Origin of the sequence: Aquisalimonas sp. 2447, from assembly GCF_012044895.1 — a bacterium.
Lineage (GTDB): Bacteria > Pseudomonadota > Gammaproteobacteria > Nitrococcales > Aquisalimonadaceae > Aquisalimonas.
Genome location: NZ_CP050695.1, coordinates 573698 through 593980, shown reverse-complemented (window position 1 = coordinate 593980; position 20283 = coordinate 573698). Strand labels below are relative to the sequence as shown.

The window sequence follows — 20283 nt, the reverse complement described above, 5'->3', positions numbered from 1 at the left end:
TTCCGCCCCTGAACCGGTATGGTTCGAACCTTCGACTCCCGAGACACGAATAAGAATTCCATATCAGGGGCGGGAATGGTGCCGGATACCAGTGCCAGCAGCCGGATCGACGAGCTCCGCCGCGTTGCCCTGAGCAAGCGGCGCGTCTACTCGTGGACGCTGGTCTGCGCCGCAGCGATCGTTCTCCTGAGCTGGTGGTTCCGCTCTCCAGAGGACTTGTTCCTGGCCTACGTCTACCCCGCCGTTGCCGTGGCATGCATGGTCCTGCTGGTGCCGTTGTGGCGGCGCACAGTACCCATGCGCAGCATGGAAATGCTGCTGCTGGGCTTCGGCACGGCCGTGGTTCTCAGCCGTCTGGCGTGGCATTTTCACAGCCCGGGGAGCATCGAGGAGCGGCTTCTGGACCTCATCGGCGGCCATTACTGGGCCGTGGCACTGCTCATCGTCGCCACCGTCGGCATTCTCGACCGGCACCGCGGCCTCCTCTTCGGGCTGCTGATCATCACGGCCTCGGCCATCCTGGCGGGATCGGGGCTGCTCGTGGAGGCGAGCCATGCACTGGTCGCCGGCGAGACGGTCATGAAGCTGGTGCGGGTTCACATCTTCCTGCTGGCGATGCTGGCACTGGTGGCCTCCGTCGCCCTGCTGCGGGACCAACTCCGCAGCGCCATGGCCCGGGCGGAGAGCTGGCAGCGCTGGGCCAACACCGACCCGCTCACCGGGCTTGCCAACCGCCGGGCCGGCGAGCACTTCCTGCAGGAGCAGACGGCCCGGGCCACCGAGGACGCCAGCCCCCTGTCGGTATTGCTGCTGGACATCGACCGGTTCAAACGCATCAACGACACCAAAGGTCATGCCGTGGGCGATGCAGTCCTTGTGGACGTTGCAGCGAGGCTCGCGGAAGGCGTGCGCCAGGAGGATCTGGTAACACGCTGGGGTGGTGAGGAATTCCTGATCATAGCCCCCAGTGCGGACACCCACGAAGCCAGCCGCATCGGTGAGCGCATAAGGCGGGCGGTGGAACAGCAGCCGCTGGCGGGGGTGCAATGCTCGGTCACCGCCGGTATCGCCCAACACCGCCACGGCGAGCAACCCCACCAGTTGGTGAGCCGCGCTGACACCTGCCTGTACCAGGGCAAGACGACCGGACGGAACCGGGTCGTGGCCGCCCTTGAAGGGGAGGCCGGCACCGACAGGGCGGCGGGCATCGATCCGGAGCCAGCAGTGGTGACGGCCGACTCCCGCTAGCACCCCGCCGGTGCAACATCAGGCCGGCTCCCGTGCCCGCTCGTCCGCCTCCAGCGCATGGAGATCATGGCTCACCGCGTTGGTGGAGCGGGCGAAGCGGGCGAACAGGTCGTAGAGAACCGGAGTCAGGAACAGCGTCAGCAGGGTGGCGAAGCTCAACCCCCCAATGATGACGATACCGATGGCGCCGCGGCTCTCGGCACCGGCGCCGGTGGAGAGCACCAGCGGCAGGGCGCCGAACACCGTGGATACCGCCGTCATCAGGATGGGCCGGAAGCGCAGGGTGGCACCTTCGAGGATCGCCTCGCGCACGGTGCGGCCCTGGTCCCGGAGCTGGTTGGCGAACTCCACCATGAGAATGCCGTTTTTCGCCATCAGGCCGATGAGCAGGATCATGCCGATCTGGCTGTAGATGTTCAGACTGATGCCGGTGAAGAACAGCGCGCCCAGCGCCCCGGTCACCGCCAGCGGCACCGAGACCATGATGATGGCCGGGTGGATGAAGCTCTCGAACTGCGCCGCCAGCACCAGGAACACTACCAGCAGCGCCAGTGCGAAGGTGATGTAGATGGCGTCGGAGGTCTCCATGAACTCCTGGGACTGCCCCAGATAGCTGATCTGCGCCTCGTCGGGCAGTTCCTCGCCGGCGATGCGCTGCAGGTACTCCAGGGCACTGCCCAGGTCGTACCCCTCGGCCAGGGACGCCTCAATGGTGACCGATGGCAGGCGGTTGACCCGGGTGAGCACCGGCGGCGAGCCGATCTCCTCCAGACTGAGCAGGCTGGACAGCGGGATCAGGCTGTCGCTGTTGCCACCCCGCACGAAGATGTTCTCCAGGTCCTGCGGCGAGGCGCGGTCGGCGTCCTCGGCCTGGAGGATGACGTCGTACTCGCGCCCCCGGTCCAGGTAACTGGTGACCTGCCGCGAGGCAAGCATGGTCTGCAGGGTGCGCCCCACGTCCTCGACGCCGACGTCCAGGTCCGCCGCCAGCTCGCGGTTGATGCTGACGTTGAGCTGCGGCCGGGTCTCCTCGTAGTCGGCATCCAGGCCCTGGAGGTCCGGGTTCTCCCGGGCACGCTCGAGGATGCGTTCACTCCATTCGCCGAGCTGATCATAGGTGGAGCCGCCGATGACGAACTGCACCGGCTGCTGGAAGCTGCTCTGGCCAAGCCCGGGCGGGTTCACGGCGAAGGCACGGATGCCGGGGATCTCGTTGAGCTGCGGCCGGATTTCCTGGGCGATCTCCTGCTGCGAGCGCTCCCGCTCGTCCCAGGGCGTCAGGCCGAGAATGGTGAAGGCACTGTCCACCCGGCCGCGGAAGCCGATAATGGAGAACACGCGCCACGCTTCGCCCTGCTCCACGTACTGCTCGAGCATGTCCTCGATCTGCCGCACCTGCTCGTCGGTGTAGGCAGAGGTGGAGCCCTGCGGCGCACTGCCGGGGATGATGATGACGCTGCGATCCTCCGTGGGCGTGAGCTCCTGCGGCAGCACCTGGAACAGCTGCAATGCCATCAGCGCCGCCGCCGCGCACGCCGCAAGCACCACCAGCGGCATGGCCAGGGCCCGCTTGAGCACGGCCTGATAGCCGTTGGTCAGCCCGGCAAAGAACCGCTCCGTGGCCCGGTGCAGACGCCCTTCGCCGGTGGGCGGTCGCAGCCACTTGGAACACAGCACCGGCGCCAGAGTGAGCGCAACGATACTGGAGAAGGCCACCGCCGCCGCCAGGACCAGGCCGAACTCGGTGAACAGCCGCCCGACATTGCCTTCCATGAAGGCAATGGGCACGAACACGGCAATCAGCGTCAACGTGGTGGCGACGATGGCGAAACCGACCTGGCGCGCGCCTCGGTAGGCAGCCAGCAGGGGGGGCTCGCCGTCGTCGATCCGTCGCTGGACGTTCTCCAGCATGACGATGGCGTCGTCCACCACCAGCCCGATGGCCAGGATCAGCGCCAGCAAGGTGAGCACGTTCACGGAGAAGCCCAGCGGCGCCATCACCGAGAACGCGCCGATCACGGCCACGGGGATGGTCACCGCCGGTATGAAGGTGGCGCGGAAGGAGCGCAGGAACACGAAGATCACCAGCACCACCAGCGACACGGCAATGCTCAGGGTGATCAGCACCTCGCGGATGGACTCGCGGATGAAGACCGACTCGTCGTAGCTGACCTGGATGTCCACACCCTCGGGCAGCGTCGGCCGGATGCGCTCCAGCTCCTCCTGCACGGCGTCGGAGACCGTGATCACGTTGGCCTGGGACTGGCGGATGATGCCCAGCCCTACCGCCGGCACGCGGTTGTTGCGCAGCACGGCGCGATCGTCCTCCACGCCGCGCTCCACACGCGCCACCTCGCCAAGCCGGATGGGTACGTCACCCTGGTAACGCAGCACCAGGTTCTCGAACTCGCCGGGCTCGCTCAGCCGGGTGTCGGTGCGCACGGTGAGGTCCCGCATCAGGGACTCGACGCGGCCGGCGGGCAATTCCACGTTGTTCCGCCGCAGGGCGTTCTCGACCTCGTCCACGGTGACATTGCGCGCGGCCATGGCCTGGCGGTCCAGCCACACGCGCATGGCGTAGCGTCGCTGGCCGCCGATGCGTATGTCCGCCACGCCTTCCAGCACCGACAGCCGCTCCTCCACCTGGCGCTCGATGAGGTCGCTCATCTCCGCGGGGTCCAGGCGGTCGGAGGTCATGGCCAGCCACATCATCGGCCGGGCGTCGGCCTCGGTCTTGGTGACCACCGGCGCCTCGGCGTCATCGGGCAGGTTGTCGGCAATGCGGGCGATGGCGTCGCGAACGTCATTGGCGGCGTTATCGATGTCGCGGCCGAGCTCGAACTCGACGGTGGTCTCACCGCGGCCATCCCGGCTTTCGGAGTTCATTGAACGGATGCCGTCCACGCGGCTGATGGCACCCTCGATGCGCTCGGTAATCTCGGTGTCGATCACCTGCGGTGCGGCGCCCACGTATTCGGTGGTCACGGAGATGATGGGCGGATCGATGTTGGGGTACTCGCGCACCGGCAACTGCGTCAGCGAGGCGATGCCAAGCACCACGATCAGCAGGCTGACCACGGTGGCCAGTACCGGCCGGCGTACGGAAATGTCCGAAATGATCATCGTACGTCCTCCGGGCCGGCACCATTACCGGGCTGCGAGATCGCCATCGGCATCCTCCTCCAGCAGCCGGACCTCACGGCCATCGCGCACGCGCTGCAGACCGCGCACCACGACCCGGTCCCCGTGTTCGACATCGCCGACAACTTCCACGCGGCCGTCCATGCGCCGGCCGGTGGAAACCTCCAGCCGGCGCGCGGTCGCGTCCTCGATGACGAACACGAAGCTGCCGCGCCCCTCCTGTAACAGCGCCTCCTCGGGAACCATGACTGCTTCGCGTTCCTCCAGGACCAGGCGTGCGGTGAGGAACATGCCGGCGCGCAGGCGCCGCTCTTCGTTGTCGAACTCGGCCTGGACGCGCACGGTGCGGGTGATGGGATCAACCCGCGAACCGGTCCGCGTGACAGTGCCCTCGAACACGCGATCACCGAAACCGAGACTGCGCGCCTCAACGGTGAGGCCCGGCACCAGGCCGGCGAGGAAACGCTCGGGGACGGCGAAATCCAGCCGCACCACGGACAGGTCATCCAGGGTGGTCAGCTCGGTTCCCGGCTCCACGTAGGCCCCCGGGCTGACTTCACGCAACCCCACCACACCATCGAAGGGCGCGCGGATGGTGCGATCCCGAACTCGGCTCTCCGCCACTTCCACGCGCGCCTCGGCCACCTCCAGGGCCGCACGGCGCTCATCTACCTCGGATTCGGGGACATCGCGGTTCTCGTACAGTGCCGCGGCCCGCCGGTACTTCGATCTGGCGTCATCCCGCTCGGCAATGGCTTCCCGCAGGTCGGCCCGTTCGCGCACCTGGTCCAGGATGAACAGGGGCTCGCCCTGTTCCACCTGCTGACCTTCGCGCACCGGCGCCTCGACGATGCGGCCGGCAACCTCGGTGACGATCTCCACCGACTCCCGCGCCAGCAGCGTACCCACGGCCTGGACCTCATCCTGTACGGCACGACGTTCAGCGTGGGCCACCTGCACGGGTGTCCCGCCACCATCGCCGCCCCCGGGGCCACCGGCGCCCGGACCGCCGGACTCCTCTTCCTGCTGCTGGAGCCAGACCCACCCCATCGCGGCGAGGCCCGCGATCACGGCAACAAGCAAGAGCTGGACAAGCCAGCGCAACGGCGGCTGCAAGGTTGTTTACTCCCAAATCCTGGGAAACACTGAATGATTGCCGATCGTTCAGTGTTTCCTTAACGGCAGGTGCCGACGTGTTTCAGTCCCCGGGACGGCACTGCAGGGGTGCGCCCGCGGCCAGGAAATTGCGCAACGTTTCCCTGAGACCGCGAAGCGCCGGTTTCGTTTTGTTATCCTGATGGACGGAACCTACAGGGAATACAGAACTCAGTCACCCCGCCGGGAATCTAAACCTGAACCGGCAACTTGATTCTGTACCCGGCAACCGAGACGACACGACATCATGCAAATGAAGCGAAACATTCTCGCCACCGTGCTCACCGGCCTCGCGCTGGCCCTGCTGCCCATGCAGGCCGCGGCAGACGATGACCCGCGGGACGTGCTGATCATGGTCAACAGCGAAGAAGACCAGGTCCAGGGTCTCGCCATGACCACCGCCTCGGAACTGGCCCAGCGGGATCACTCCGTGCATATCCTGCTCTGCGGCGAGGCCGCCGAACTTGGCCTGGAAGAGTATATCCCGCAGACGCTGGCGCCGCGCGACGTCTCCTCCAAGGAGCTGATGCTGGAGGCCATGAGCTTCGGCGCCACGGTGGAAGTCTGCCACCTCTATCTGCCGAACAGCGGCTACCGCCAATACGAGGAGGAGGACCTCCTCGACGACGTGACCGTCAACAACCCCGAGGAGAAGGCAGAGATGATCTCCCGGGACGACCTGCGCGTTCTGAGCTATTGAGTGCAGCCTGCCTGATGCCCGGCGTACCGGGCATCAGGCGATCTCTATTCCTTCGGCACGCAGGCCGCGAATCTTGGCGCGTATGAACTCCTGGTGTGGCACATAGAGCAGGTCGGCGATCTTGCGCACCAGCGCTTCCTGATGCTTGTCCACACGGCCGTTGGCCGCAGCCACCCGCCACATGAGTTCGATGACCCGTGCCTTGCGCTCCGGCGCGAAGTGCTCGTGGATCAGCGACGTGAACTCGTAGTAGGAGACTGACTTCTCCGCCTCTTCCCGGGCCAGGCGAAGCAGCTCTTCTGTCTCCTCCTGCGGCAGGGCGAACTTCCGCCGCACCGCTTCTTCCACCGCCGCCGCTTCATCCGGATGATCCTGGCGCTCGACCCGGGTGACCTCGATCAACAGCGCCGCCGTGGCCAACTGCAGACGGTGCTCGTCGTCGTCACCACCGGCAGGCTCATCTGGCTGCGCCAGATGCTCGGAGAAAAAACCACGAATCGCATCAAGCATGGGCACCACGCCTCCTCCATCGCCGCACGCAACTGGCTGCCGTACGACCACATGTCAAACCGGCACATGTGCCATGTTGGCACAATGTTCAGCACACAGTGACAGCATTTCGGGCAGTCACCCCCTTGGAATACCGCGTTCCTGCGACATCCGGCAACTGGCACAGTTCCTGCTCAGTGCTTCAGTGACGGGCGTCAGCCCACCGTTCATTACTGAAGGAGGTCACCATGAAGCGCTTGATGATGCTGTTGGCTATTCTGCTCACCGCCGGGATGCTCACCCTGGCTGCCTGTGAACCCGTCGACGAGGACGAGTTCGAGCAGATGGAAGACGACATGGAGCAGCAGGACGACTTCGGCGGGGACGACGACTGGTAATCCCCCTCCGAGAGGGCCCGGGACACTCCCGGGCCCTGCTCCTCCAGCCCCCTCCTGTCGCACTCCGGCGACGCTTTGACCTCTCGGTCAGGTAAGAAGAGAATTCCCGAACTTGCACAAGGGCAGTGGCGCAGCCAGCTGAACTGCCGCATGGTTTCGCGACGCCCAATTACGGAGAACCGGACGCCCCGCTGAAGACACCGATGGACGGAACGTAACTCGGCCGCCACATCGGGACGCCGACTGTCTTTTCCTGGCGCGTGCAGCGGGCGATCCCTGGACACAAGGACCGCGAGGACCGCCCCCTCCCGCACGTGTGATGAGATGTAGACCTTGAAGAACCTCCACCTGAAACTGCTGGCCCTGCTCCTCGTCGTCGGAGCTGGCAGCCTGATGTGGCACAAGGTGGCGAACCTCGGCCTGCCGTTGACTGCGGACGAGGAGACCACCATCTGGACGGTGGAGGCACGGCTGCACATGCAGGCCGAGGGCGGACCGGCGCAGGTCGACTTCATGCTCCCCGGCGATCCGCCGGGGTTCAACGTCCTCGGCGAGGATTTCGTCTCCGGCCGTTTCGGCCTCTCCCGGGAGGCGGGCCCAGTAAACCGCCAGGCCTTGTGGGCCGCCCGCCGCGCCAATGGTCAACAGACCCTTTACTACCGCCTGCAGCTCGGCGATGCACCGGACGACGACACCCGGGTCGTGGAGGGGCCACAGCCTGCGTTCCCGGACGTACCGGAATACCCGGAGCCCTACGGTTCAGCAGCCATGACGGTGCTGGACGAAGTCCGCGACGGTTCCGCGGATATCGCCTCGTTCACCCGGCGGCTACTGGAGCGCTACTACGCCGACAGCCCTGACGATCACATCCAGGCGCTGCGGGCCGGTGTCGAAGGCGAGCTGGCGCATGTCGAGAACGTCATCCACATCCTCGCCGGTGCACGGATTCCGGCGCGTCCGGCCCATGTCCTCGAACTCCAGGAGGGCATGCGCCGGGCCGAGTTGAGACCCTACCTGGAGATCCATAACGGCTCCGCCTGGGTGCCGTTCAACCCGGCAACCGCTCAACGCGGCTATGGCAGCAACACGCTGGTCTGGTACCGCGGCGATGCGCCCCTGGTTACCGTCTCCGGCGCCCAGTTGTCAGATGTCACCTTCGCTGCCGGGCGCACGGTGCAGGCCGTGGTGGACGTGGCCGAGCGGCGGGCGGAGATCATCGGCTCGCGGGTCATGGATTTCTCGCCCTTCGCGCTGCCCGTGGACACCCAGAACGTCTATCAGACCCTGCTGCTGGTCCCCATCGGCGCCCTGGTGGTGGTGCTGATGCGCAACGTGGTGGGCGTGAGCACCTTCGGCACCTTCATGCCGGTGCTGATCGCGCTGGCATTCCGGGAGACCCAGTTGCTCTGGGGGCTGATCCTGTTCACCACCTTGGTGGTGCTGGGTCTGACGTTCCGTTTCTACCTGGAGCGGCTGAAGCTGCTGCTGGTGCCACGGGTGGCGTCGGTGCTGGTGGTGGTGGTCCTGCTGCTGCTGGCGCTGAGCATCGTCAGCCACAACCTCGGCCTGGAGCGCGGCCTTTCGGTGGCGCTGTTCCCCATGGTGATCCTGGCCATGACCATCGAGCGCATGTCGCTGGTCTGGGAGGAGAACGGGCCGCAGGAGGCCATTCAGCAGGGTCTCGGCAGTCTGTTCGTGGCGGTGCTGGGCTATCTGGTCATGAACTTCAAGCCGTTCGCGCACATCGTCTTTGTCTTCCCCGAATCGCTGCTGATCATCCTGGCAGCCATCCTGCTGCTGGGTCGGTACTCCGGCTTCCGCCTCACCGAGCTCTGGCGCTTCCGCACCCTGTTCCGGGATGAGGGCCGACCGTCATGATCAGTCTGCTGCGCCGCATCCGCGAAGCGGGCGTGCTAACCATGAACCAGCGCAACGCCGAGTTCATCATGGAGTACAACAACCGGCGTCACTACCCCCTGGTGGACGACAAGCTACGCACCAAGCAGCTGGCCCGGGAAGCCGGCATCCGCGTGCCGGAGCTCTACGCGGTGATCGAGATCGAGCGCCAGATCCGGCAGTTGCCCATGCTGCTGGAGGGCCGCGACGATTTCGTCGTCAAGCCGGCCCACGGCGCTGGCGGCAGCGGCATCATGGTGGTTGCCGGCACACAGCGCGGGCATTTCCGGCGCCCGGGTGGCACGCTGATCACCACCGAGGATCTCGGCCACCACATCTCCAACATCCTCAGCGGCATGCACAGCCTTGGCGGGCAGCCGGACAAGGCGGTGATCGAGCAGCGCGTGCACTTCGACCCGCTGTTCGACCCCATCAGCCACGGCGGCGTACCCGACATCCGCACCGTGGTGTTCCTGGGCATACCGGTCATGGCGATGGTGCGGCTGCCCACCAGCGCCTCCGACGGCAAGGCGAACCTCCACCAGGGCGCCCTGGGCGCCGGTGTGGACCTGACCACCGGCTGCACCACCACCGCCGTGTGCCGGGACCGGCCCATCACCTGGCACCCGGACACCGGCGCCGCCATCGCCGGCGTGTGCATTCCCGGCTGGGATGAGCTGCTGGTGCTGGCAGCCCGCTGTCACGCCCTTGGCCAGCTGGGCTACCTGGGGGTCGACATCGTGCTGGACCGGGACCAGGGCCCGATGATGCTGGAACTCAACGCCCGCCCCGGGCTCAGCATCCAGCTCGCCAACAGCGCCAGCCTGCTGCACCGTCTGCGCCGCATCGAGACCCTGACGGACATCCCCGAGAACGCCGAGGACCGCGTCGCGCTCGCCCGGGAGCTGTTCACCGACGGGGAAACTGCTGCGGCACAGGCGTCGCCCGCGTAGGGTGGACCTTCAGGTCCACCTTCCCCCAACAGGCACGCCAGGGTGGCCCATCGGAGCCCGCAACGGTGGACCTGAAGGTCCACCCTACGCAGGCGACGGCGCAACGGCGAATTTAAAGGGTGCATCTTGATGCACCCTACGAGCCGTTACCCGTTACGGATGGGAATGTTCACGCGGCGCTCGGAACGGCTCTGGCCCTGTTCCGAGTGCAGCCACTTGCGCATGTTGCCCGCGATGGTGACGGCGAGCTGGTCGGCACGGCGTGCGTACGGCCCCTGCCAGCCGGAAGCCAGGGTGCTGCGGTAGAGGTGGAGCCAGCGCTCGAAGTGGCGCGTCTCCAGGCGCTGCAGCCCGTGCACCGCCTCGTGCCGGGCCATCATGTTGCGGTCATAGGCATCCTCGCCGAGGATCATCTTGCGCCAGTACCGCTTGATGATGGCGACATGCTCGGGCACGTCGATGGCAGCGACGTCGAGAAACACGGGCGCCAGCAGCGAATCGGCGAAGACCCGCTGGTAGAAGGCGTCGATGAAGGTGTCGATCTGTTCCGGCGTATCCAGGTCGGGCATCGATCAACCGTCGCGCAGGGACTGGTACTCACCGCCCAGGTAGACCAGAGGCTCACCGCCCGGGTTCTGGTAGTCCTCCACCCGGCCCAGCAGGATGACATGATCGCCGCCGGGCTGGCGGTCATGCAGACGGCACACCAGACGGGCCACGCTGCCCTCGATAATGGGCACGCCGTGGGCTCCTTCGGACCACTGCACCGCGGCGAACTTGTCGTCGATGGGCTGGGCGAACCGGTTCGACAGCCAGCCCTGCTCTGCGCCAAGGATGTTCACGGCAAAGTGCCCCGCCTGCTCGAATACGGGCCGGCTGGGGGATTCATTGCCCAGGCACCACAGAATCAGCGGTGGATCCAGGGACACGGAGGTAAACGAGTTCACGGTCAGTCCCACCGGTTCCCCGTCTCCCCGCCGCGCGGTCACCACGGTGACGCCGGTGGGGTAACGGCCCAGGGTCTTCTTCAAAGCGCGATGGTCGGCGCTGTCCGTCATGGTCTCGGTGGTCTCGCTGTTCGGGGCAACCGCAGGCAAAGCCCGGGAATACGGTGATGATACACGGGCACTGCGGCAGGCGGCGTATCAGGGGTCGCAGCGACCGCCCGTGAGGGCCGCAGCGGGCTGTGATGGCAAGCGACTCGCAGGCGACGACATCAGCTCAGCGCGTGCAGCGGGGATGGTAGCCGTGCCGCCCCGGCGGTGCAAACCACGCCCTCCAGGGAAACGCTGAACAATTCCCGCGTGCCTCTGCGCGCGCGGGAATTGTTCAGCGTTTCCCTAACGCCGCACCGCCGCCATCCGGTATCATCGCCGCTCACCCATGCCCGCGGACGGAATGACATGATGGCGCAGACGCCGGCGAGCCTGTTCGAGAGTAACCTGCACAGCCTGCCACTGATCCAGCGTGGCAAGGTGCGCGACATCTACGCCGTGGACAACGACCACCTGCTGATCGTCACCACCGACCGTCTGTCCGCGTTCGATGTGGTTCTGCCCGACCCGGTACCCGGCAAGGGGGCGGTGCTGACCAGTGTTTCCAGTTTCTGGTTCCGGCATCTGCGGAATGTCATCCCCAACCACCTCGCTGACATGCCGCTGGAGCAGGCGGTACCGGATGCCGACGACCGCGCCCAGGTCGCCGGGCGTGCGGTGGTGGTGCGGCGGCTGCGGCCGCTTCCCGTGGAAGCCATCGTGCGCGGGTACCTGAGTGGTTCCGGCTGGAAGGACTACCAGGCCACCGGCGGCGTCTGCGGTATCGAGCTGCCCACGGGGCTGCAACAGGCCGAGCAGCTCCCTGCGCCGATCTACACGCCGTCCACCAAGGCAGCGGTGGGCGATCACGACGAGAACGTCTCCTTCGGCGCCACCGCGGAACTGCTGGGCAACGACCTTGCCGCGCAGGTGCGGGACGTGGCCCTTGCGCTCTACAGCCGCGCCGCCGAATACGCTGCGCCCCGGGGCATCATCATCGCCGACACCAAGTTCGAGTTCGGCCTCGACGACAACGACCGTCTCACCCTCATCGACGAGGCCCTGACGCCTGATTCGTCGCGTTTCTGGCCCGCGGAGCAGTACCGGGTGGGCACGTCGCCACCGAGCTTCGACAAGCAGTTCGTGCGGGATTACCTGGAGACCCTGGACTGGGACAAGACCTCCCCGGGCCCGACCCTGCCGGAGGACATCCTGCGCCAGACGGCGGCGAAGTACCGGGAGGCGGAGCGGTTGCTGGTCAACGAGCAGCTTTGACGGCAGACGTAGGGTGGACCTTCAGGTCCACCTTCCCCCGACATGCAAGCCAAGGTGGCTCATCGAAGCCTGGCGTAGGGTGGACCTTCAGGTCCACCGTTCCCAGCCATGCAGACCACGGTGGCTTATCGAAGCCGCTTGAAGGTGGACGTGAACGTCCACCCTACGGCCATTTGCGGCCGCCTCGGCTACTCACGCCCCCGCCGCGCGTTCCTCGAGGATGGCCACGGCCGGCAGGGTCTTGCCTTCCAGGAACTCCAGGAACGCGCCGCCGCCGGTGGAGATGTACGATATCCGCGCCTCGACGCCGTAGCGGGCCACGGCAGCCAGGGTGTCGCCTCCGCCGGCGATGGAGAAGGCGTCGCTGGCGGCCACGGCGTCGGCCACGGCGCGGGTGCCGGCGCCGAACTGCTCGAACTCGAACACCCCCACGGGGCCATTCCAGACAATGGTGCCGGCCTGCTTGAGCAGCTCGGCATAGCGCTTCGCCGTCTCCGGGCCGATGTCCAGGATCAGGTCATCTGCGGCGACCTCCTCCACCGGCTTGGTGGTGGCCGCGGCATCACTGGCGAACTCCTTGGCGGTGACCACGTCCGTGGGTACCGGGATCTCGGCGCCCTTGGCCCGCGCGGCATCCATGAGACGGCGCGCCTCGTCCACCAGGTCGACCTCGTACAGCGACGCGCCCACCGGGTGCCCGGCGGCGGCGATGAAAGTGTTGGCGATACCGCCACCGACAATGAGCTGATCCACCACGCCGCTGAGCGACTCCAGCACCGTGAGCTTGGTGGAGACCTTGGAACCGCCGACGATCGCGGTCATGGGCCGCGCCGGGGTCTCCAGCGCCTTGCCCAGGGCGTCCAGTTCAGCGGCCAGCAGCGGGCCGGCGCAGGCCACAGGGGCGTAGCGGGCGACCCCGTGGGTGGAGGCCTGAGCCCGGTGGGCGGTGCCGAAGGCATCCATGACGAAGACGTCACAGAGCTCAGCCATGCGCTGGGCCAGGGTGTCGTCATTGGCCTTCTCGCCGGTGTTGAAGCGGACGTTCTCACACAGCACCAGTTCGCCGTCGCTCAGCGCCACGCCGTCCAGCCAGTCGGCCTCCAGCCGCACGTCCTGACCGAGAAGATCACCCAAACGCTCCGCCACCGGCGCCAGGGAGGCGGACGGGTCGGGCTGGCCCTCCTTGGGGCGGCCCAGATGGCTCATCACCATGACCCGCGCACCGGCATCCAGCGCGTGGCGCAGGGTCTCCAGGGAAGCGCGCAGGCGGGTGTCGTCGGTGACGCGCCCGTGTTCATCCACGGGCACGTTGAGGTCCTGCCGGATCAGCACCCGCTGACCGCGAAGGTCGAGGTCCGTCATGCGTTGCACGGCCATGAGCAATCACCTTCTTGTCTGGATTGATGTCCGCCCGCAGGCGGTCGGTTCACGCGTGTTTCAGCCAGCGCTCTGCCACGTCCACCATGCGATTGGCGAAGCCCCACTCGTTGTCGAACCACAGCAGCAAATGGGCAAGCTGCCCGCTCACCCGCGTCTCGGTGGCGTCGACAATGCCCGAACGCGGATCGTGGTTGAAGTCGCAGGAGGCGTGGGCGTCCTCGCTGTAGCCGAGAATCCCCTCCAGCTCGCCGGTGGCGGCCTCGGCCAGGAGGGCGTTCAGCGCAGCGGCATCGGCCGGCTCCCGCAACTGCAGGTTCACGTCCATGGCGGAAACGTTGAGGGTGGGCACCCGCACATGCTGCGCGTGCACCCGCCCGGCCATCTCCGGCATGAAGCGCTCGATGCCCCGTGCCAACCCGGTGGACACGGGCACGATGGACGCCAGCGCCGAGCGCGTACGGCGCAGATCCGAGGCGTGGTAACCGTCCACCAGCGGCTGGTCGTTCATCACCGAATGGATGGTCGTGATACTGGCGGCGTCCACGCCGTAACGGGCGTGGACTCGCTGCAGCACCGGCAGCAGACAGTTGGTGCTGCAGGAGGCGCTGGAGACAATACGCTGACTGCCATCCAGCGCCTCGCCGTTAACGCCGGGGATCACCGTGAGGTCCACGTCCGCGGCGTCACGCATGGGATGGGAAATCAGCACCCGCGGCGCGCCGGCAGCAAGCTGGCGTTCGGCGCTGGCGCGATCACTGAACGTGCCAGAGCACTCCAGCAGCAGTTCGACGCCGTGGGCGCGCCAGTCCAGCTCGCCGGGGTCAGTGGCGTGGGTGACGCTGATGCGGTGGTCGTTCACCGCCAGGTCACCACCGGCCGCCTCCACCCGCCCCGGGAAGGGGCCGTGGGTGGAGTCGAACCGGGTCAGATGGACCATTTCGTCCAGATCCGCCGGCTCGTTGATGGCCACCACCGGCATACGGTGCTCGAGCCCCCGCTCGTGGAGTGCGCGCAGCACGCAACGCCCGATGCGCCCGTAGCCGTTGATGGCGAGCCGCGGCGGCATGATCAGGCCTCGATCACGGCGCGCGCCTGGGCCACCACGTTGTCAACGGTGAAGCCGAAGTGCTTGAACAGATCCCCGGCGGGGGCGGACTCGCCGAAGCCGGTCATGCCCACCACCCGGCCACGGGGCCCGACGAAGCGGTACCAGTACTCCGCCCATCCCGCTTCCACCGCCACACGCCGCGTGCACTGCGGTGGCAATACGGCCTCCTGGTAGGCGGCATCCTGGGCCTCGAACACGTCCACGGAGGGCATGGAGACGACCCGCACCGCCACGCCATCGCCGCGCAGCTGTTCCCAGGCGTCCACCGCCAGTCCCACCTCGGCCCCGGTGGCGATGAGAATGAGTTCCGGGCTGCCGTCGCAGTCCCGCAGCACGTAGCCACCACGCTGGATGGCGGCGAGCTGGTCCTTGTCCCGCTCCTGGTGGGGCAGACCCTGGCGGCTGAACACCAGTGCGCTAGGCCCGTCGCGACGCTCAATGGCGGCGCGCCAGGCGGCCACCGTCTCCACCGCATCACACGGACGCCACAGGCTCACGCCGGGAATCATGCGCAGGCTGGCCAGGTGCTCGATGGGCTGGTGGGTGGGGCCATCCTCCCCTAGTCCGATGGAGTCGTGGGTGTACACCAGGATGTTGCGCTGTTTCATGATGGCGGCCATGCGCACGGCGTTGCGGGCGTAGTCCGAGAACACCAGGAACGTGCCGCCGTAGGGTACGAAACCGCCGTGCAGCGCGAGACCGTTCTGAATGGCGGTCATGGCGAACTCGCGCACCCCGTAGAAGATGTAGTTGCCGTCGCCGTCATCGGCGGTCACCGGTGTGCAACCCGACCACTTGGTGTTATTCGAGCCGGTGAGGTCCGCGGAGCCGCCGATCAGGTCCGGCAGGTAGGGACCAAAACCGTCCAGGGCGTTCTGCGAGGCCTTGCGGCTGGCGACGGTCTCGCCGGCGGCCGCAGCCTTGGCCAACAGGTCGTCGGCGTGCTCGCCGAAGGTGGCGGGGAGATCACCGCGCATGCGCCGCTCGAACTCCACCGCCAGCTCCGGGTGGGCGCGGCGGTACTCCGCCAGCACGTCCTGCCACTCGGCTTCGACGGCCGCGCCGGCCTTGCGGGCATCCCAGCCCTGATAGACGGAGTCCGGCACTTCGAACGGGGTATGGTCCCACTTGAGGAACTCCCGGGTAGCCTGGATTTCGTCATCGCCCAGGGGTGCACCGTGGACGCTGTGGCTGCCGCAGGCGTTGGGGGCGCCAAAGCCGATCACGGTCTTGCAGCAGATCAGGGTGGGCCGGTCGGTGACCTCGCGGGCCTCGCGGATGGCGGCGTCCACCGCCTCGCTGTCATGACCGTCGACATCGGCGACCACATGCCAGCCATAGGCGCGGAAGCGCGCGGGCGTGTCTTCGGTGAACCAGCCTTCCACCTTGCCGTCGATGGAAATGCCGTTGTCATCGTAGAAGACCACCAGCTTGCCGAGCCCCAGGGTGCCGGCCAGGGAACACGCCTCGTGGGAGATGCCCTCCATCAGGCAGCCGTCACCGGCAAAGCAGTAGGTGTAGTGATCCACCAGCGTATGGCCGGGGCGGTTGAACTGCGCGGCGAGAACCTTCTCGGCCAGCGCCATGCCCACGGCATTGGCAAGGCCCTGGCCCAGCGGCCCGGTGGTGGTCTCCACGCCCGGCGTGTAGCCGTATTCGGGGTGCCCCGGGGTACGCGAATGCAGCTGGCGGAACTGCTTGAGATCCGCTATGCCCAGGTCGTAACCGGAGAGGTGCAGCAGGCTGTAGATCAGCATGGAGCCGTGGCCGTTGGAGAGCACGAAGCGGTCACGGTTCCACCAGCCCGGGTTCGCCGGGTTGTGCCGCAGGTAATCGTTCCACAGGACTTCGGCAATGTCCGCCATGCCCATGGGGGCCCCGGGATGGCCCGACTTCGCCTGCTGGACGGCATCCATGCTCAGGGCACGGATGGCATTGGCTAGTTCACGACGCGACGGCATGAATGGTGATCTCCGGTTTGCGGGCAGGTGAGGAAACGGCCGGGTTGGATCGGCAACCCCCGCCGAAAGCCGTGAATTGTCTCGAATTGTTGACCTGCGGGCAAGGCGGCGCCCGGCACCCGGAAACACGCACAAGTACCTGCCATGGGGTGACATTTCGGTGACACGCGGGGAACAGAGGTTGAAATCTCTGCAGAACACGGTACGTTAGGGGGTGATCAAAACGGAGCACCGCAGCATCGGAGTGCTGCCCTTCGCCACATAGCGGCGCTCGTCACATGACATAGACGACCCGTATGTCGGTTTTACGCACCGCCCCTGGCAAGGCAGAGGCGTTGCGTCTCCTTCGGGCTGCCGGAGCTGGATGACCTGCATCACCAGGTATCCCCATCCTTCTCTGCAGCCAAAAAAGCAACTGTTTTCGAGTGCGGATGGCACTGGCTTGGCCAGGCACCGCAAAAATGGCGGCAGATGGCACACCACCAGTGCGATCTGTTCAGCAATGGCGCAGGCGTCCGGCGTGACTGTTCAGGCCGGATTGCGCATTCGTGCATCCATTCGACGGATGCACGCTCGTCAGGGCTTGTTCCTGATGCCGCCTGTGCCTTCATCAATATGGACGGTGGGAGGTAACACAATGTCTTCGACAGCAACGGACCAGGCATTCGGTGACAAGCCGGAAGAATGTCGCGACAGCGACCACTACGCAGCGGAGTACAACGAAGGCTTCGTCGACAAGTGGGACGACCTGATTGATTGGGACAGCCGCGCGGAGAGCGAGGGTGATTTCTTCATCCAGACGCTGAAGGAGCGTGGCTGCAAGCGCATTCTCGACGTCGCCTGCGGCACCGGCTTCCACTCGGTGCGCCTGATCGAGGCCGGCTTTGACGTGGTCAGCGCCGACGGCAGCGCCGACATGCTCGCCAAGGCGTTCGAAAACGGCCGCAAGCGCGGACACATCCTGCGCACCGTGCAGTCGGACTGGCGCCAGCTGAACCGCGACATCCATGGTCGCTATGACGCCGTGATCTGCCTCGGCAACTCGTTCACGCACCTGTTCGACGAGAACGACCGTCGCAAGACCCTGGCCGAGTTCTACTCCGCGCTGAACCACGACGGCATCCTGATCCTCGACCAGCGCAACTACGACTCCATCCTGGATCACGGCTACTCCAGCAAGCACACTTACTACTACTGCGGCAATGACGTGTCGGTCTACCCCGAGTATGTGGACTCCGGCCTGACCCGCTTCCGCTATGAGTTCCCGGACAAGGCCGTGTTCCACCTGAACATGTTCCCGCTGCGCAAGGCGTATACACGCCGCCTGATGCGCGAGGTCGGGTTCCAGGACGTGCAGACCTACGGTGACTTCAAGGAAACCTACCGCGACGCCGAGCCGGACTTCTTCATCCACGTCGCCGAGAAGGAATACCGGGAGGACAACTAATGGGTAACGATTACACCGGCGCCGTAGCCACGGCGCGCGAGTACTACAACAGTGACGACGCGGACCGCTTCTACCACAACGTGTGGGGCGGCGAGGATATTCACGTCGGTCTCTACCAGAGCGATGAAGAGCCCATTGCCGATGCCAGCCGCCGCACCGTGGCCCACATGGCCGACATGCTGGGCGAGCTGACGCCGGAGCATAAGGTCATCGACCTGGGCGCGGGCTACGGCGGCACCGCCCGCTATCTCGCCAAGACCTTCGGCTGCCCGGTGGCGGCGCTCAACCTCTCCGAGGTGGAGAACGAGCGCGACCGCGAGATGAACAAGGCGGCCCAGCTGGACAACCTGATCGAGGTGCTGGACGCGAGCTTCGAGGAAATTCCCTATCCGGACAACCACTTCGACGTGGTGTGGTCCCAGGATTCCTTCCTCCACAGCGGCAACCGCGAAAAGGTGGTCGAGGAAGTGGCGCGGGTGCTCAAGCCGGGCGGCGTGTTCATCTTCACCGACCCGATGCAGACGGATGACTGCCCCGAAGGCGTATTGCAGCCCATCCTGGACCGCATCCACCTGGAGACCCTGGGTTCTCCGAAGTTCTACCGCGAGACCGCGAAGAAATTCGGTCTCGAGGAGATCGGCTTCGAGGACCACTCCCACCAGCTGCCGCGCCACTACGGCCGGGTGCTGGAGGAGACCAAGCGCCGCGAGGCGAGCCTCGAGGGCCTGATCTCCAACGAGTATATCGAGCGGATGAAACAGGGCCTGCAGCACTGGGTCAACGGCGGTAACAGCGGTTACCTGGCCTGGGGCATCTTCCGCTTCCGCAAGGCCTGAACAGCCTGACCCGTCGGCGCGCCGCCTCGGGCGGCGCGCCGAGGCATTGATCACCTGAAACACGACAGTTAAAGGAGTCCTCATGAGCAAGTCTTTCATGTTTACCTCGGAGTCCGTCTCTGCCGGTCATCCGGACAAAATGGCCGACCAGATCTCCGACGCCGTGCTTGATGCCATTCTGGAGCAGGATCCCAAGGCCAAGGTGGCCTGCGAGACCCTGACCACCACCGGCATGATCATGCTGGCCGGCGAGCTCAAGACCACCGCCAACGTGCCCTACGAGGACATCGCCCGCGCCACCACCAAGCGCATCGGCTACACCTCCTCCGACATGGGCTTCGATGCGGACACCTGCGCCTTCATCAACGCGCTGGGCAAGCAGTCCCCGGACATCAACCAGGGCGTCGAGCGCAAGCTCCCCGAGGAGCAGGGCGCCGGTGACCAGGGCATCATGTTCGGCTACGCCTGCGACGAGACCGACGTCTACATGCCGGCGGCCATCAACTATGCCCACCGCCTGGTGGAGCAGCAGGCCACCCTGCTGGCCAACGGCAAGCTGAAGTGGCTGCGCCCGGACGCCAAGAGCCAGGTCACCCTGCGCTACGAGGACGATCAGGCCGTGGGCGTCGACGCCGTGGTGCTGTCCACCCAGCACTCCGACGACGTCAGCGACAACGAGATCCACGAAGCGGTGATGGAAGAGATCATCAAGCCGGTGCTGCCGTCCAAGTGGATCGACAACAACACCAAGTTCCACATCAACCCCACCGGCCGCTTCGTGGTCGGCGGGCCGATGGGTGACTGCGGCCTGACCGGCCGGAAGATCATCGTCGACACCTATGGCGGCATGGCCCGTCACGGTGGCGGTGCCTTCTCCGGCAAGGACCCGTCCAAGGTGGACCGCTCCGCTGCCTACGCCGCGCGCTACGTGGCCAAGAACGTGGTCGCCGCCGGCCTGGCCAGCAAGTGCGAAGTGCAGCTCTCCTACGCCATCGGCGTGGCCGAGCCCACGTCCGTGATGGTCGAGACCTTCGGCACCGCCAAGATCGACGAGAACAAGATCGAGCAGATCGTGCGCGATCAGTTCGATCTGCGTCCGTTCGGCATCGTCAACACCCTCGACCTGCTGCGTCCGATCTACTCCAAGACGGCCGCCTACGGCCACTTCGGTCGCGAAGACGAGGAGTTCACCTGGGAGCGCACCGACAAGGCCGCTGCCCTGAAGGACGCCGCCGGCCTCTGAGCCGACGGTGACCGGACCG

General features: G+C 66.3%; 17 protein-coding genes. 9 read left to right on the top strand and 8 right to left on the bottom strand.

Annotation, left to right across the window (positions count from 1 at the left end):
• Positions 1-75: 75 nt before the first annotated feature.
• Positions 76-1248 (top strand): diguanylate cyclase, encoded by a 1173-nt coding sequence (locus tag KU884_RS02700; RefSeq protein ID WP_167781176.1) that lies wholly within the window; start codon positions 76-78, stop codon positions 1246-1248.
• Between the two features lie 18 nt (positions 1249-1266).
• Here the strand turns inward: KU884_RS02700 and KU884_RS02695 are convergent, their stop codons facing one another.
• Both KU884_RS02695 and KU884_RS02690 read right to left on the bottom strand, forming a co-directional pair.
• Entirely contained in the window at positions 1267-4371 is a 3105-nt protein-coding gene (locus KU884_RS02695) for an efflux RND transporter permease subunit (protein WP_167781175.1), read from the bottom strand.
• A gap of 24 nt (positions 4372-4395) precedes the next feature.
• Positions 4396-5505 carry an efflux RND transporter periplasmic adaptor subunit gene (locus tag KU884_RS02690; RefSeq protein WP_167781174.1) on the bottom strand — a complete coding sequence of 370 codons (1110 nt, stop codon included), beginning with the start codon at positions 5503-5505 and terminating at the stop codon, positions 4396-4398.
• Positions 5506-5791: 286 nt separating this feature from the next.
• Here KU884_RS02690 and KU884_RS02685 point away from each other — a divergent pair, with 286 nt between their 5' ends.
• Positions 5792-6244 carry a hypothetical protein gene (locus KU884_RS02685; protein ID WP_167781173.1) on the top strand — a complete coding sequence of 151 codons (453 nt, stop codon included), beginning with the start codon at positions 5792-5794 and terminating at the stop codon, positions 6242-6244.
• A gap of 33 nt (positions 6245-6277) precedes the next feature.
• Here the strand turns inward: KU884_RS02685 and KU884_RS02680 are convergent, their stop codons facing one another.
• Positions 6278-6754 (bottom strand): TerB family tellurite resistance protein, encoded by a 477-nt coding sequence (locus tag KU884_RS02680; protein ID WP_167781172.1) that lies wholly within the window; start codon positions 6752-6754, stop codon positions 6278-6280.
• A gap of 227 nt (positions 6755-6981) precedes the next feature.
• Between KU884_RS02680 and KU884_RS02675 the strand changes: the two genes are divergently transcribed.
• The 3 genes from KU884_RS02675 (at position 6982) to KU884_RS02665 (ending at position 9980) form a co-directional block, all read left to right on the top strand.
• Entirely contained in the window at positions 6982-7131 is a 150-nt protein-coding gene (locus tag KU884_RS02675) for a hypothetical protein (RefSeq protein ID WP_167781171.1), read from the top strand.
• A gap of 333 nt (positions 7132-7464) precedes the next feature.
• On the top strand, positions 7465-9009 hold the full coding sequence (locus KU884_RS02670; protein ID WP_167781170.1) for an inactive transglutaminase family protein: 1545 nt from the start codon (positions 7465-7467) through the stop codon (positions 9007-9009).
• Positions 9006-9980: an alpha-L-glutamate ligase-like protein gene (locus KU884_RS02665; RefSeq protein ID WP_167781169.1), complete on the top strand. Its 975-nt coding sequence runs from the start codon at positions 9006-9008 to the stop codon at positions 9978-9980. The genes KU884_RS02670 and KU884_RS02665 overlap by 4 nt, the downstream gene beginning before the upstream one ends.
• A 146-nt stretch (positions 9981-10126) precedes the next feature.
• Here the strand turns inward: KU884_RS02665 and KU884_RS02660 are convergent, their stop codons facing one another.
• Both KU884_RS02660 and KU884_RS02655 read right to left on the bottom strand, forming a co-directional pair.
• Positions 10127-10549 carry a group III truncated hemoglobin gene (locus KU884_RS02660; protein ID WP_174813706.1) on the bottom strand — a complete coding sequence of 141 codons (423 nt, stop codon included), beginning with the start codon at positions 10547-10549 and terminating at the stop codon, positions 10127-10129.
• A 3-nt stretch (positions 10550-10552) separates the two neighbouring features.
• The gene (locus KU884_RS02655; RefSeq protein WP_167781168.1) at positions 10553-11038 is read right to left on the bottom strand and encodes a flavin reductase family protein; all 486 of its coding nucleotides are present in this window, start codon (positions 11036-11038) and stop codon (positions 10553-10555) included.
• Between the two features lie 348 nt (positions 11039-11386).
• Here KU884_RS02655 and KU884_RS02650 point away from each other — a divergent pair, with 348 nt between their 5' ends.
• Positions 11387-12289, top strand: a complete 903-nt coding sequence (locus KU884_RS02650; protein WP_167784086.1) for a phosphoribosylaminoimidazolesuccinocarboxamide synthase — start codon at positions 11387-11389, stop codon at positions 12287-12289.
• A 192-nt stretch (positions 12290-12481) separates the two neighbouring features.
• Here KU884_RS02650 and KU884_RS02645 read toward each other — a convergent pair whose 3' ends face one another.
• From KU884_RS02645 to tkt, 3 genes are read right to left on the bottom strand one after another with little or no spacing between them, the layout of a single operon-like run.
• Positions 12482-13666 (bottom strand): phosphoglycerate kinase, encoded by a 1185-nt coding sequence (locus tag KU884_RS02645; RefSeq protein WP_167781167.1) that lies wholly within the window; start codon positions 13664-13666, stop codon positions 12482-12484.
• Between the two features lie 49 nt (positions 13667-13715).
• Positions 13716-14735 carry a type I glyceraldehyde-3-phosphate dehydrogenase gene (locus tag KU884_RS02640; RefSeq protein WP_167781166.1) on the bottom strand — a complete coding sequence of 340 codons (1020 nt, stop codon included), beginning with the start codon at positions 14733-14735 and terminating at the stop codon, positions 13716-13718.
• Positions 14736-14737: 2 nt separating this feature from the next.
• Positions 14738-16738 carry a transketolase gene (gene tkt / locus KU884_RS02635; protein ID WP_167781165.1) on the bottom strand — a complete coding sequence of 667 codons (2001 nt, stop codon included), beginning with the start codon at positions 16736-16738 and terminating at the stop codon, positions 14738-14740.
• Positions 16739-17375: 637 nt separating this feature from the next.
• Here tkt and KU884_RS02630 point away from each other — a divergent pair.
• The 3 genes from KU884_RS02630 (at position 17376) to metK (ending at position 20264) form a co-directional block, all read left to right on the top strand.
• Entirely contained in the window at positions 17376-18185 is an 810-nt protein-coding gene (locus tag KU884_RS02630) for a class I SAM-dependent methyltransferase (RefSeq protein WP_167781164.1), read from the top strand.
• A complete protein-coding gene (locus KU884_RS02625; RefSeq protein WP_167781163.1) occupies positions 18185-19021 on the top strand; it encodes a cyclopropane-fatty-acyl-phospholipid synthase family protein in 837 nt (278 codons plus the stop codon). The genes KU884_RS02630 and KU884_RS02625 overlap by 1 nt, the downstream gene beginning before the upstream one ends.
• A gap of 82 nt (positions 19022-19103) precedes the next feature.
• On the top strand, positions 19104-20264 hold the full coding sequence (gene metK / locus KU884_RS02620; RefSeq protein WP_167781162.1) for a methionine adenosyltransferase: 1161 nt from the start codon (positions 19104-19106) through the stop codon (positions 20262-20264).
• The last annotated feature ends 19 nt before the right edge of the window (positions 20265-20283 follow it).

Bases quoted from the DNA above. Each gene is read 5' to 3' on its own strand.
- KU884_RS02650 (WP_167784086.1), top strand. From the start codon at position 11,387: ATGGCGCAGACGCCGGCGAGCCTGTTCGAGAGTAACCTGCACAGCCTG.
- KU884_RS02655 (WP_167781168.1), bottom strand. From the start codon at position 11,038: ATGACGGACAGCGCCGACCATCGCGCTTTGAAGAAGACCCTGGGCCGT.
- tkt (WP_167781165.1), bottom strand. From the start codon at position 16,738: ATGCCGTCGCGTCGTGAACTAGCCAATGCCATCCGTGCCCTGAGCATG.
- KU884_RS02625 (WP_167781163.1), top strand. From the start codon at position 18,185: ATGGGTAACGATTACACCGGCGCCGTAGCCACGGCGCGCGAGTACTAC.
- KU884_RS02645 (WP_167781167.1), bottom strand. From the start codon at position 13,666: ATGGCCGTGCAACGCATGACGGACCTCGACCTTCGCGGTCAGCGGGTG.
- KU884_RS02675 (WP_167781171.1), top strand. From the start codon at position 6,982: ATGAAGCGCTTGATGATGCTGTTGGCTATTCTGCTCACCGCCGGGATG.
- KU884_RS02660 (WP_174813706.1), bottom strand. From the start codon at position 10,549: ATGCCCGACCTGGATACGCCGGAACAGATCGACACCTTCATCGACGCC.
- KU884_RS02685 (WP_167781173.1), top strand. From the start codon at position 5,792: ATGCAAATGAAGCGAAACATTCTCGCCACCGTGCTCACCGGCCTCGCG.
- KU884_RS02630 (WP_167781164.1), top strand. From the start codon at position 17,376: ATGTCTTCGACAGCAACGGACCAGGCATTCGGTGACAAGCCGGAAGAA.
- KU884_RS02665 (WP_167781169.1), top strand. From the start codon at position 9,006: ATGATCAGTCTGCTGCGCCGCATCCGCGAAGCGGGCGTGCTAACCATG.
- KU884_RS02640 (WP_167781166.1), bottom strand. From the start codon at position 14,735: ATGCCGCCGCGGCTCGCCATCAACGGCTACGGGCGCATCGGGCGTTGC.
- KU884_RS02695 (WP_167781175.1), bottom strand. From the start codon at position 4,371: ATGATCATTTCGGACATTTCCGTACGCCGGCCGGTACTGGCCACCGTG.
- KU884_RS02680 (WP_167781172.1), bottom strand. From the start codon at position 6,754: ATGCTTGATGCGATTCGTGGTTTTTTCTCCGAGCATCTGGCGCAGCCA.
- KU884_RS02700 (WP_167781176.1), top strand. From the start codon at position 76: ATGGTGCCGGATACCAGTGCCAGCAGCCGGATCGACGAGCTCCGCCGC.
- metK (WP_167781162.1), top strand. From the start codon at position 19,104: ATGAGCAAGTCTTTCATGTTTACCTCGGAGTCCGTCTCTGCCGGTCAT.